Genomic DNA, 12,076 nt, shown 5'->3' with positions numbered 1-12,076 from the left:
TCATCCTTGTTTTTTTATGCCATTATAACCCAACCATTACTCTTTAGGAAGTATTAAACAGTCCTGCTGATGCTTAATGGAAGAGCTTGGCGTACACAGATCCAATATCATCAATTGACATCGATTTTGGATTATTGTTCATCAGCCGGGTAACTTGAGAAGCTGCCAGCGACAGTTCAGGAATGTCTTCACGTGCTGCTCCAAACAGCGTCAGATCCTGTGGAATACTCATTTCCTGTGTCCACAATCGAATCTGTTCAATCACACGTTCCGCGTCACGTTGTTGTCCTTCTCCTGTCTGAAGTCCCATCGCCCCGGCAACGATAGCTAGCCGTTCCACAATCGCATCGAGATTAAACTCCATCACATGAGGCAGCAGCATGGAATTGGCCACGCCGTGCGGCACATGGAACTTCCCACCAATGGGGTAAGCCATAGCATGGACAGCCGCCGTTCCAGCACAAGTAAGCGCCATTCCTCCGTACATGGAGCCAATCAGCATCGCTTCTCTGGCTTGTCTGTCGTCGCCGTGGTGATAAGCCTGCAAGATGCTCCCGGAGATATTGCGGATGGATTCCAGAGCAAACATATCGCTGAAGCGGTTAGCCTTATTCGAAATAAACGATTCGAGCGCATGAGTATAGGCATCCATTCCTGTCGAAGCCGTAATCTCAGGTGGTAGGCCCAGCGTCAATAGCGGGTCCAAAATAACGAGTTCAGGTAGCAAATAGCGACTGACCACACCGATCTTCAGCTCTTCCTCCGGTAAAGTTACAATGGCGTTTGGCGTTACTTCCGAACCTGTGCCCGAAGTGGTAGGGATCAGTACCGTTGGGATACCGGGATTCGGGATCAGATCGGTTCCCAGCATTTCTCGTACAGAAAGGTTATTGGTTTTCATCACAGAAAGCAGCTTCACGACATCCAGCACACTGCCTCCACCGATACCGATGATGGCATCACAAGGAACTTCGGCAATGGCGTTATAGAGCTCATCAAGCTGAGCAATAGTCGGTTCGGGCTGAACATCAGTATTCGGGTGCACGGCGATGCCGCCGCGGTTCAAGAGAGCCGTTACTTCATCCAGCGTCCCGCTGCTTTGAAGAAAAGGTTGCGATACCAGAAGTACCGATTTCAAAGGACCTAACTTTTGCAGATGCTCCACAATTCGCTCTAAGGAGCCGCAACCCGCGATAATACTACGGGCCGTTTGAAAGAAATACTGTTCCATCTTTATCTTCTCCTCTAGATGACTTGATACATCAACTATCGCCCTAAGTATAGCATATTGTTGCTTTATTACAACACTTTGTTAGTTGTTTGAGAGTTAAATTAAAATAATGTTGTATTATGCAACTAATATGATCTAAAAATGAACTTTAAGCCATAGGATGAACTCTTCATAGCATTGCCCAATAAAGCAAAACGACCTCCATCCCATTGAAAAATAGGGTGAAGGCCGTTGTTGCTGCAATCTTAATATAGGCATGTCATCTCAATAGTTGGAAAGCTTATACACAAAATACACCAGGCTGGATAGAATGCCACTTAACAACATCACAATGGCTGAATCGAAACCATTTAATTCGAGCTTGAACTGGTATAGTACCATAATCGTAATGCTAACCAAAATCATAACTATAAAACCAACGGAAAAAGCAGCTTTTCCATGTGCCATAATCCGCTCGTCATTTTCTGTCTGGGGGACTGGGTTTGCTTTCTTTTTATTCAAGTACAGCACGACAAAATTGATCATGGAGCAAATGAGTAAGCCAAACCCCAGTGGCATAGCAAATGACAGTTCGTCGTTATTTAGCACTATGGCTTGATAGAGAGCTATTGTAAAAACAATTACGCCGATGATCCCCATACCGATGGAAGCCAGGTTCCAGGTTCTCAAATCCCATCACTCCTCTTCATCAAAGATAAAAACCTGCTCAATCGTTGTGTTGAACACACGGGCAATATTGTAAGCCAGCCTGATCGAGGGACTATAGCGTCCTCTTTCCAACGAAATAATTGTTTGTCGTGATACGTTAACCCGTTCAGCGAGCTCTTGCTGAGTCATCTGGTACTCACGCCGGAAGAATTCAATTTTGTTTTTCAAACCGATTACCTCACTCTGTGTTGTAAAGCTAACTTTACATTCAAGATATAGCAAAAGGCTGTGAAAGTCAAGTTTACTTTACATTTAGTTATAAAAGGGGTATTGCAATTCATAGTTCAATCCCATATTATAGACAATATATATCCATAATTAAAAGGCTTGATCTATTTTTTTATTTATTTTAATCATGGATATTAAAGGTCTTTAAATGTTTTATTTAATTCTAATATAGAAAGCGTGGGATTTCGATGAGTGATTTTTTTAATGCAGAAGTGTGGGAAAGCATATGGAAGGAAGAGTCTGAGGTGAAGCGTGCCAGAATGAAGAAGAATGGAATCGATTTTACCCGATCCTTTGACGCTAAGGCACAGACCTTTGACCAGCAATCGTTCAGTAAAGAAGGCAAAGAGCGATCCCGGCGAATTATGGGTTGGCTGGAGGGGCAGGGAGTAACGCTGGACAATGCCTCTGTACTTGATATTGGCGCAGCATCCGGAGTATTCTCGGTGCCGTTCGCAGAGCGAGGGGCCAAGATAACGGCGATAGAGACCTCACCCCCGTTAATTGACCTGTTGAAGCAGAATACTTCAGATTTTGCCGATGGACAGGTGCAAATTGTACCCTCCCCATTTGAAGAAATTGACGTCACGGCGATGGGCTGGGACAAGTCCTTTGATCTGGTTTTCGTCTCAATGTGTCCAGTCATTCATGATTGGGAAAGTGTAGAGAAGTTGCTTCAGTGTGCCAGCAAGTTCTGTTATCTCAGTATGCCGGTCGTTCCTTCTGAGCATAACCTGGTCAAGGAAGTTTGGCCGCTGGTCACGGATCAGCCCTATCCATCGAAGCTTACCGAAATGGGTTATTTATTACATCTATTGTACCTTAAAGGGTATTCCTATGAATCGCTGGTGACGAGAGAAGGCAAGTCGAAGGAAGTCACCAGAGAAGTGGCTATACAGGAAGTGATGACTTGGCTGGAATACCACCACCGCCTACCGATGGATGATCATAAACGTAAGATTGTCAGCGATTATTTAGCACAGGCCTATCCATCTGATCGGGTCGTCATCCGGGAGGAGGGGCGCTATGGGAAGGTACTGATTCGCCTAGAGGATCAGAGTATGTACACGCTCCAATCTCCTCCCGCAGACTGAGGCAGGTTCCGTCTGCAGACAGTTTAACACCTCCGACTTCCTAAGTAAGATAAATGTAGGAATCTGGAAGCAGGCTACTTTAGTTTGCTTGGGAGAGGGAGGGATAAGGGCGATGGAGACAATTATTGAAGTCAGGGGCATCAGCAAGGCTTACGGAAAAAGGAGTACGAAAGAAAAGGTACATGCGGTCCGCGACGTTTCTTTCGATGTTCATCGGGGCGAGGTGCTGGGCTTGCTGGGCCCCAATGGCGCAGGGAAGACCTCAACCATTAAAATGCTCTGCGGCTTGCTGCAAGCGGATAGTGGTTCCATCCATATTAACGGTTTGGATATGGGGAAGAAGAGACTTAAAGCACTGGAGAATATCAGTGCCGTGCTGGAAGGAAATCGTAATCTGTATTGGCGGCTGACCGTGCGGGAGAACCTGGAGTATTTTGCTGGCAATCGAGGATACTCTCGCAAGCAAATCGCCAATCAGGCTGATAAATTGCTCCAGCAATTCAACCTGAAGGAGAAGGAGCATGAATTGGTCAACGGGTTATCGCGGGGGATGCAACAGAAGCTGGCCATTGCTGTGGCCTTGCTGGCGGACACGGACGTTATTTTATTGGATGAGCCAACATTGGGCCTGGATGTCGAGGTAAGCTATGAGTTGCGTAAAATCTTGCGAACGATTGTGAAGGAAGAACAGCGTACCATTATTATTAGCTCCCATGACATGCCCGTTGTTCAGGAGCTTTGCGAGCGCGCCATTATCATCAACAAGGGTGAAGTCGTAGTAGACGACAGGGTGGATAACCTCATGAGACTGTTCGAGACAAGAGCCTATTCAATCAAGCTGGGTGGGCCACTCAGTGTGGGCCAGGAGAATAAGCTGCGGTTCCGGTTTCCGATGAGCACCTATACAGCCCATGCCCATGAGTCTGTTCTGGAGGTTAATCTGGAGCAAGGCCAGGAGATTTATGAGCTGTTTGATTTGCTGAAAGAGGATGGAACCATGGTGGAGAGCATCGACCGTACGACCATTGACTTTGAACAGGTATTTATCCAGATCGTAAAAGGAGGTATGGCTCATGAGATGGTTCCATCTATTTAATGCCAACTTTCGCAAGGAATACATCGAAATGAAACGGTACCTACCGAATACCCTTGCCTTGGTATTTACCTTCTATATTATCTTCCTGGCGGCTTTCTTTGGCATTATGTTCATCGGCGACCCAGCCAGCTTTGAGATGAATGTCCAGTATTCAATTATCAGTGTCGTCTTCTGGAGCTTAACGATGATGACCATGAACTTTATTGGCTTCTCGGTCATTACCGAAGCTACCCGAGGTACCCTGGAGCAGATTTATATGTCACCCATGGGCGTATGGAAAATCATGCTCACTCGCATCATCAGCCAATTCGGCTTGCAGTCTGTCATCATGGTCCTCCTGCTCTATGGGGCGATGGCGACCTCTGGTCAATGGCTAAGTCTTAACCCGATGACTACGATTCCTATCATTCTTGTTACGATGATAAGCATGCTTGGAGTCAGCTTTATGATCGCAGGCCTGGCTATCATTGTGAAGCAAATCCAGGCTTTCCTGCAAATCTTCCAGTTCGTCTTGATGGCGCTGGTGTTTGTTCCGCTGTCTGTTGCCCCGTTCCTGGCCTTTGCTCCCTTCGTTAAGGGGGTTGATATGGTCAGAAACGTCATGCTCCAGGATCTGACACTGACGGAGCTACCTTTGTCCGATTATGACGTGCTGTTAGTTAATTCCGTGGTGTATTTAACTCTGGGGCTCCTTGTGTTTCATTCGTGTGAGCGAGTAGCCATGAAGAAAGGCCTGCTGGGCCAATATTGACTCAAGCTCTTCCTAGCGTACGGATAAAGGCCTCCAGATTACTTGTAAGCAGATCTGTATTTGCCAGATTACTCTTGGCGAGCACGCTTCGGATGTCCTCGGCAAACACAGTCAAGCTGTCTGTCCCGGCCTCGCCGAATCTATTCTTACTCATGATGTCCTCAATAGATTGTTTATTTTGGGTGGTTGCTGCCTGCTGGGGCTGCACCCACTCTTTTTGCGTAGGGACCTTTTTAGCAAAGCCAAGCAAAATGCTGGCCCAATCCTTGCCGCTAGTGATTGCCTCTTCTAGCTTAGCCAAGGTCTCCGGCTCGTATTTCTTCATCATATAAGTCAAATGCACGTAATCCTCAGGGGCTCCGAAAGGTCGCGAAGGTAGAACCGCAGCTTGAGCTTTACCGGTCTCCGAATCTATAGTTCGAGCTTGGGAAAGATCGGCAATTTGCTGGAGGGTGTTCATCAATTCTGTCGCAGTATTGCCTTTAATATAATTGTCCGCGATATATTTGCCTTGTGCCAGGCCCAGCTCTAATAGGGCTGCGTGACCCTCTCCACTAGTGGTGTCGGTGTTCAGATTAGACGAGATAAGGCCATAAATGGCGTCTTTGACCTCATCAGGTTGATCCTGGAGAATCCGGGATAATGATTCATGGATTTGGGCGTTGCCAAAATAGACAGGGGCATGATGGGTAACATCAGAGGCTGCGAGCGTTCTGGCCGTTGTGCTAATCTCAATCGTATCGGTATCATGAGACAAGCCAGGGATAGTGCCTGACTGTAAGTCCGGTTGGCCGTTCTGTTTTTTGCCGTGAGAGTATAAGTTGATATCTGGTAGGGCTGAGCTTTGGATTTTCATATTCATAAGACCCTCTTCCCATTATTTATTAATGCATCCTCTTATATCCACATTATCGGCATTTACCTCCTTGTTTTTTACAGATAGACAAAAAGAAAACAACCATCAGTTCACATGAACTGATGGTTGCTGCTTTCGAAGGTGTTCTCTTAACCACCGTATATACTATATGCAAAGTGATAGACAATATCGGTAGTATAAACATTCGAACGGCTGGTGACGCTTGCTACCACACCGCAAAGATCGTAATAATGCGTAAAGCTTATGGCACCAGGAATATACTCGCTAATACTTCCTGTGGAAGGCGGTAAGGACAACGTAACCGAGAACTGACCATTGCTATTAGTAATGGCTTGTGCACTCCGGTATCTGTTGTTGCTTGACTCAGACCAATAATCATTGACCCAAGTAACATCGACTTCGGTATTGGCCACGGCATAGTTGTCCGCGGTAGTAGCCACACCGGTTACAGTGAAGGTTCTGCCAGTAATGCGGTAATACTTGCCGTACATATAGCTAGGATAAGAGTTAGGTCCGCCATCTGAATTGTAGCCGGTAATCACGATTTTATCTGCCCGCAGGACAGGGCGCAGATTCAGCGAATAGTTGGCATCAGAGTAAGCGTTAGTCGTGTATACGCGCAAATAGTAAGTGCCGGTTCCGAGTGTTACATTACCGTTCTGAGCAGGAACCAGCGCCATCCGGTTGCCACTTAAGGCGGCATATAATTCGGCCTTGTAGCCGTAGCCAACGGAAGCCTGATCCAGACTGATATGCATGGCATCATAGTTTCTGCTCTCGGGAACCGTAATTGCATACCAATCCTGATCAATCTCGGAATTGATAGAGCGGCTGGCCAGCGTAGAGCCTCCCAGAGCTACTGTGAACGGATAAGCATGCAAGGCATTCTCGTCCGTCTCGTAAGCATCATAGGTTGAGCTTGTGGAGACAGTCAGATAGAACGGCTCGCTGATGCTCGCTCCCACTGCACCATACACCTCAAGCAAGTAGGCTTTGGCATAAGGGGCCGTATTTACAGTCCCTACATTCTCCGCTAAAGTCTTATTATTATTCAGGTATGTGCCGTAGATAGAGTAATCAATCGGATTTGGATTTAATTCTCCCGTGGACATATCGAATTCATAGAGGTACAGATCGTAGTCTAGTTGGGCTGAGGCGGGGGCATCCAGTTGCGATTGAAGAATGCTGCCCGGGTCTACATAAATAGGATAAAGAAAAGAAGAATTGCCTGGTTGCTCAATATAGCCTGTGTATGTATAAGTCGATGCTGTCGCCGTCACGCTATTGAGCGCTTGCAGATCTGCTGTTAATCCTTCCTGCACGGTGGAAGCAATTCGGGCTGAATCGAGGTTCAGCGCGGCTTCTACCGGGTGAGATTTTAATTTGGCTGTGTCCAGATCAGATTCTGATCGGGTAAGCTCAGTGACGACCTCACTGTCCGGCAGTTGCAATGGCTCGGAGACAAGTGCTTCGGGAGCAATCCCCGACGGGGTTACGTCGGGCGCTGCCGACGCACCTAGAGTAAAGAAGAGGCTGAAGAATAAACTCATGACCATTACTGCGGATAACATCTTTCTCATGTAAGGAACACCTCTTTCACACAATATATTTTTACTTCTATTCTAGAATATACCAATTATAGGTTTTTGTTAAGATTACTTGTAACATTTTCTAGAATAATAGTATAGATGGCGAAAGAGGCCCGAAAATAGCTGCCGCAGTTTAGTTCTAGCTTTGTTCTACATAGCGAAATACCGCACAATTCCCTTCGAGAGTAACCACTTCGCTGGAATAGCGAATGGGAGCCCTATGTTGTGCCGAAGCTGCCGAGCGCGATAAAATAGCCTTAACAAGAAACGCTTGGAAAACGGAGGTTATGCCGTGACGATCAAATGGATCGATTTATCCCGAAATGCGATTGACATCTACGAGCAAAAGCATATGAATGGGCATCTCGTGTCCGACCATTACCACGGGGCGCACCAACTGTTGTTTGTGCTGGAGGGCGAAGGAGCCATTCGACTCGACGGGGAAGTACATAAGCTCACGGTTGACAATACGGCGCTTATTGTGCCGTATTCGGTCCATTCGGTCATGTCCAACTCTAGGCTAACTTTACTAGTGTTGGCATTTGATGATAAGGTGCTCGATGCTGATCTAAGAGAACAGTTGCTCCATGCTTATTTCCCGACCTCATGTCTGTTGAAGCCAGGGATGTTCGCCGCAAGCGAGCTCCGTCAATGGCTGAGGAAAATGCTGTTCGGGCACTCCAGAGAGGAATCGCCGCTGGTCCGCATCTCACTCCAGGTTCAACTGTCTCAACTGCTGCTCTTGCTGGTAAGTTCGCTTGATGCGGAGGTCGCCGCAGTCGGCTCCAGTTCAAACAGGCTGCGCGCGGAGAAGATTCGTAGCTACATCGATTCCAACTATTTCGATTCGCTGACGGCCGGGGATATTGCTTCCAAACTGGGCATCAGCACGCGGCACGTCAATAATATTTTCAAAGAACGGTACGAGATGACACCCATACAATACTTAACAGAAGTACGTATTCGCGTTGCCCAGAAGCTGCTGGAGGAGACGAAGAAGGACGTTATCTCGATTTGCTTTGAGGTTGGCTACGACTCGGTGTCCACCTTTTACCGATCCTTCAAAGCCGTCGCCAAGCTATCTCCGAAGACGTACCGGGAACGGCACGCTCGAACAACCGACCCTAATTAAGAAGAGCCTGTTTCCCTCATTGGCCTAGTGCTGGTGAGGGAATTTTTATGTTTCCATGAAATCGCTTCCGAAATTGAGAATGCTGTTCCCGGAGTTGTAAGAAAAGCGAGGACGCCTCAGCTACAATACGAAGTATACGAAGCGAAGGGGGCAATCAATCATGGCAGTTCGCAATATAGGCATTATCATGAACGGTGTGACCGGGCGGATGGGGACCAACCAGCATTTGATTCGTTCAATTCTGGCAATTCGCAAGCAAGGGGGCGTTGTGCTACCGGGAGGCGACGTTGTCATGCCTGATCCCATTCTGGTCGGCCGACAGGAGAATAAGCTGCAAGCTCTGGCAGAGGCTCACAGTATCAAGCGCTGGAGCACGGATCTGGAGGCCTGCCTGGCCGATTCCTATAATGAAATTTATTTTGATAGCCAGACGACGGTGCGCCGTGCGGAGAGCATCAAGCAGGCCATCGCCGCAGGCAAGCATATTTATTGCGAGAAGCCGACTGCCGTTGATTTGGACGGAGCGCTTGAACTGGCGAGCATCGCCACCAAGGCGGGAGTGAAGAACGGAGTCGTGCAGGATAAGCTATTTCTGCCCGGCTTGCTGAAGCTGAAGCGTCTGATCGACTCGGGCTACTTCGGGCGTATTCTATCCGTGCGGATGGAGTTCGGCTATTGGGTATTTGAAGGTGATTGGCAAGCGGGCCAACGGCCTTCGTGGAACTACCGCAAGGAAGATGGCGGCGGGATTATTGTCGATATGTTTGCCCATTGGCGTTATGTACTGGAGAACTTGTTCGGAGAAGTGGAGGCTGTGTCCTGCCTCGCCGCTACGCATATTCCGAAGCGTCTGGATGAACAGGGGGCTTCATACGATTGCACGGCAGACGACGCCGCTTACGCCATGTTTGAGATCAAAGGCGGAATTATCGTGCAGGCCAATTCATCTTGGGCGGTGCGCGTTGACCGGGACGATTTGCTTACGGTGACCGTTGACGGCACCGAAGGTAGTGCGGTGGCGGGCTTGCGGGACTGCAAGACCCAGCATCGGGTCAATACGCCGAAGCCGGTATGGAACCCGGATATCCCTAATCCGTTCCAGTTCCGCGACCAATGGGTCGAGGTGCCTGACAACGCAACGTTCGATAATGCCTTCAAGGTGCAATGGGAGATGTTCCTGAAGCATGTTGTCATTGATACGCCGTTCCCCTGGGATCTGCTTGAAGGGGCGAAGGGCACCCAGCTTGCTGACCTTAGCTTACAGTCGTGGCAGGAGCGTCGCTGGATCGATGTGCCGAAGCTGAGCTTGTAAAGGAGGGAATACGATGGCCAAATCGCTGTTACTCCCCCGCGTGGGGGGAACTTTATACGAATATGCTCCGGGCCAAGCAGCCCAGTTCACCAAGCCAGGTCAGCCGTTTGCAGGCCGCATCGCCTTCTCCGCTGCCCATGTGGTCTGTGATCCCTTTGCTGACGCTGATCCGCTGCACCAAGCGCCGATAGACTGGAACTCGACGCTCGCCTATCGGCACCATCTGTGGTCGCTGGGTCTGGGCGTGGCTGAGGCTATGGATACGGCGCAGCGCGGCATGGGTCTTGACTGGAACCGCTCCAAGGAGCTTATCCGTGCTTCGCTCGCGGAAGCGCGCTCGGTCGGCGGGAAGATTGCTTGCGGTGCTGGCACCGATCATCTGCTTCCCGGACCGTCGGTCACGATTGCCGATGTAGAGACGGCTTATGAGGAACAAGTCGGCTTCATCGAGGGGGAGGGCGGTCAAGTCATTCTCATGGCAAGCCGTGCGCTTGCCGCTTGTGCGACCGGGCCTGAGGATTATGAGCGGGTATACGGTCGTATCCTGGGGCAAGTACAACAGCCAGTTATCCTGCATTGGCTTGGCGAGATGTTCGATCCGGCGTTGGACGGTTATTGGGGCTGCAAGGATGATCTGGACGCAGCGATGGAGGTCTGCTTACGTGTCATTCGGGCTAACGCGGACAAGGTGGATGGCATTAAAATATCGCTGCTTGATGCCAGTAAAGAAATCAAGCTGCGTCGGCTGCTACCAGCAGGCGTCAACATGTACACCGGCGACGACTTCAACTATCCCGAGTTAATCAAGGGTGATGAACAAGGGCATAGCCATGCGCTGCTCGGGATATTTGACGCCATCGCGCCAGCCGCAGCCGCAGCCCTTCATGCGCTTGATGCGGGTGAACTGGCTCGGTACGATGCGATTATGGAACCGACCGTCGCCTTGTCACGCCATATTTTCCAGCAGCCGACATACGCCTACAAGACAGGAATTGTCTTTATGGCTTACTTGAATGGTCATCAGCCGCATTTCCGCATGATCGGGGGAGCGGAGGGGGCGCGTTCCATCATCCATCTGGCCGAGTTGTTTGTACTTGCTGACCGGGCTGGACTATTGGCTGATCCGGAGCTTGCTGTCCAGCGGATGAGACCGGTCCTGGCATTGGCTGGTATCCAGTCGTAAATAATCCTTAGCGATATTTAGAATCCGGGAGGGATCAGCATGGAACCACTTCGTTCCATAGATAGACTCAGCTTGAACCAGATTACGACTGATCGATTAAATATGCGTGAAGCTGTAGAGACTTGTGTTCGCGCTGATGTGTCGTGGATTGCCTTGTGGCGGCATAAGGTAGCGGAGACTGGCCTGGCCGAGAGCAAGCGGCTAGTAAAGGACGCGGGCCTACGCGTCTCCAGCCTGTGCCGCGGGGGTTATTTCCCGGCGGCCACCACTACTGCACGCAGGGAGCGGATGGACGATAACCGCCGCGCCGTGGAGGAAGCGGCAGAACTCGGAACCGATGTGCTTGTGCTCGTTTGCGGCCCCGCACCGGACCGGGATATCGACTTCGCCCGCAAGACCGTTGAAGAGGCTATCGCGGAGTTGGTACCGTTCGCCCGCTCGCACGGCGTCAAGCTTGGCATTGAGCCGTTGCACCCGATGTATGCGGCTGAACGCTCCGTCATTAATACGCTGGCCCAGGCCAATACGCTTGCGGAACAACATAGTCCGCAGGATGTAGGGGTTGTTGTAGACGCATTCCATGTCTGGTGGGACCCTCAGCTATATGAGCAAATTGAGCGAGCCAGGGGGAGAATACTTGGATTTCACGTCTCCGATTGGGTGGTGCCGGTTCCCGATTTGCTCATGGGCAGAGGGATGATGGGGGATGGAGTCATCGAGCTGCGCCGGATGCGCCATGCGGTCGAGGCCGCAGGTTACAGAGGAGCAATCGAGGTCGAGATCTTCAACCAGCAGGTATGGGATATGCCCGGCGAAGAGGCGCTTGCCCTAATAAAGGAACGTTACCTGGAGCACGTTTAATAAATTCATCTATA

The 12,076-nt window shown here is 49.6% G+C and carries 12 protein-coding genes; 7 read left to right on the top strand and 5 right to left on the bottom strand.

Annotated elements, in window-relative coordinates; all coding sequences use genetic code 11:
- Positions 1-73: 73 nt before the first annotated feature.
- From BN3279_RS09375 to BN3279_RS09365, 3 genes are all read right to left on the bottom strand, one after another.
- Complete coding sequence (locus BN3279_RS09375; protein WP_059050346.1) at positions 74-1,231, bottom strand: iron-containing alcohol dehydrogenase; 1,158 nt, start codon at positions 1,229-1,231, stop codon at positions 74-76.
- 264 nt (positions 1,232-1,495) lie between these two features.
- A complete protein-coding gene (locus tag BN3279_RS09370) occupies positions 1,496-1,900 on the bottom strand; it encodes a hypothetical protein (protein ID WP_059050345.1) in 405 nt (134 codons plus the stop codon).
- A gap of 6 nt (positions 1,901-1,906) precedes the next feature.
- Positions 1,907-2,107, bottom strand: a complete 201-nt coding sequence (locus BN3279_RS09365; RefSeq protein ID WP_059050344.1) for a helix-turn-helix transcriptional regulator — start codon at positions 2,105-2,107, stop codon at positions 1,907-1,909.
- 248 nt (positions 2,108-2,355) lie between these two features.
- Between BN3279_RS09365 and BN3279_RS09360 the strand changes: the two genes are divergently transcribed.
- The 3 genes from BN3279_RS09360 to BN3279_RS09350 all read left to right on the top strand — a co-directional run bounded on the left by BN3279_RS09360 (position 2,356) and on the right by BN3279_RS09350 (position 5,108).
- Positions 2,356-3,261 (top strand): class I SAM-dependent methyltransferase, encoded by a 906-nt coding sequence (locus tag BN3279_RS09360; protein WP_059050343.1) that lies wholly within the window; start codon positions 2,356-2,358, stop codon positions 3,259-3,261.
- A 112-nt stretch (positions 3,262-3,373) separates the two neighbouring features.
- A complete protein-coding gene (locus BN3279_RS09355) occupies positions 3,374-4,357 on the top strand; it encodes an ABC transporter ATP-binding protein (protein ID WP_059050342.1) in 984 nt (327 codons plus the stop codon).
- Positions 4,335-5,108: an ABC transporter permease gene (locus BN3279_RS09350; protein WP_059050341.1), complete on the top strand. Its 774-nt coding sequence runs from the start codon at positions 4,335-4,337 to the stop codon at positions 5,106-5,108. The genes BN3279_RS09355 and BN3279_RS09350 overlap by 23 nt, the downstream gene beginning before the upstream one ends.
- Position 5,109: 1 nt before the next feature.
- On the opposite strand, the gene BN3279_RS09345 is transcribed toward BN3279_RS09350, so the two are convergent.
- Positions 5,110-5,970: a hypothetical protein gene (locus tag BN3279_RS09345; protein WP_232436798.1), complete on the bottom strand. Its 861-nt coding sequence runs from the start codon at positions 5,968-5,970 to the stop codon at positions 5,110-5,112.
- Positions 5,971-6,113: 143 nt separating this feature from the next.
- On the bottom strand, positions 6,114-7,565 hold the full coding sequence (locus BN3279_RS09340; RefSeq protein WP_059050340.1) for an Ig-like domain-containing protein: 1,452 nt from the start codon (positions 7,563-7,565) through the stop codon (positions 6,114-6,116).
- A 301-nt stretch (positions 7,566-7,866) separates the two neighbouring features.
- Between BN3279_RS09340 and BN3279_RS09335 the strand changes: the two genes are divergently transcribed.
- From BN3279_RS09335 to BN3279_RS09320, 4 genes are all read left to right on the top strand, one after another.
- On the top strand, positions 7,867-8,706 hold the full coding sequence (locus BN3279_RS09335) for an AraC family transcriptional regulator (RefSeq protein WP_059050339.1): 840 nt from the start codon (positions 7,867-7,869) through the stop codon (positions 8,704-8,706).
- Positions 8,707-8,866: 160 nt separating this feature from the next.
- Positions 8,867-10,018 (top strand): Gfo/Idh/MocA family protein, encoded by a 1,152-nt coding sequence (locus BN3279_RS09330; RefSeq protein WP_059050338.1) that lies wholly within the window; start codon positions 8,867-8,869, stop codon positions 10,016-10,018.
- Between the two features lie 13 nt (positions 10,019-10,031).
- On the top strand, positions 10,032-11,201 hold the full coding sequence (locus BN3279_RS09325; protein ID WP_059050337.1) for a dihydrodipicolinate synthase family protein: 1,170 nt from the start codon (positions 10,032-10,034) through the stop codon (positions 11,199-11,201).
- A gap of 39 nt (positions 11,202-11,240) precedes the next feature.
- The gene (locus BN3279_RS09320) at positions 11,241-12,062 is read left to right on the top strand and encodes a sugar phosphate isomerase/epimerase family protein (RefSeq protein WP_059050336.1); all 822 of its coding nucleotides are present in this window, start codon (positions 11,241-11,243) and stop codon (positions 12,060-12,062) included.
- Positions 12,063-12,076 lie beyond the last annotated feature (14 nt).

Source organism: Paenibacillus senegalimassiliensis, assembly GCF_001486585.1.
In the GTDB taxonomy this organism is placed as follows: Bacteria; Bacillota; Bacilli; order Paenibacillales; family Paenibacillaceae; genus Fontibacillus; species Fontibacillus senegalimassiliensis.
Note: the sequence above shows the minus strand (reverse complement) of the source record. Positions and strands in the feature narration are given on the sequence as shown.